The sequence below is a fragment of the Colwellia echini genome (assembly GCF_002843355.2).
GTDB lineage: Bacteria > Pseudomonadota > Gammaproteobacteria > Enterobacterales > Alteromonadaceae > Colwellia > Colwellia echini.
In genome coordinates this window covers 1-296 of record NZ_PJAI02000124.1, presented here as the reverse complement: position 1 = coordinate 296, position 296 = coordinate 1, and the positions used below count along the sequence as shown (strand labels likewise).

The following is a 296-nucleotide window of genomic DNA, read 5'->3' as shown; positions in this document are numbered from 1 at the left end:
CGGTGTAAGTTAGAGCGAAATTCACCTTCCGCGCCTTGACGTTTCATCGCCGCAACAACTTTACCGCCAATCACTAAACAACGAATATCCGCGCCGCCTGCTTCTTTAACAAATTCTTGCACTAAAATGTTAGCTTTTAACCCCATAAAAGCTTCAATAATTGCTTCCGCAGCTTTCGCAGTATCAGCTAGCACTACACCAATGCCTTGGGTACCTTCTAATAATTTAATCACCACAGGCGCGCCGCCCACGTTTTTAATTAAATCTTTAATGTTATCAGGTCGGCTAGCAAAGCC

General features: G+C 44.3%; 1 protein-coding gene. It reads right to left on the bottom strand.

All coding sequences use genetic code 11. From position 1 onward, the window contains the following. Nucleotides 1-296, bottom strand: a 296-nt coding sequence (locus CWS31_RS17495; RefSeq protein ID WP_484038968.1) for an ATP-grasp domain-containing protein, incomplete at both ends; no start/stop codon positions are given.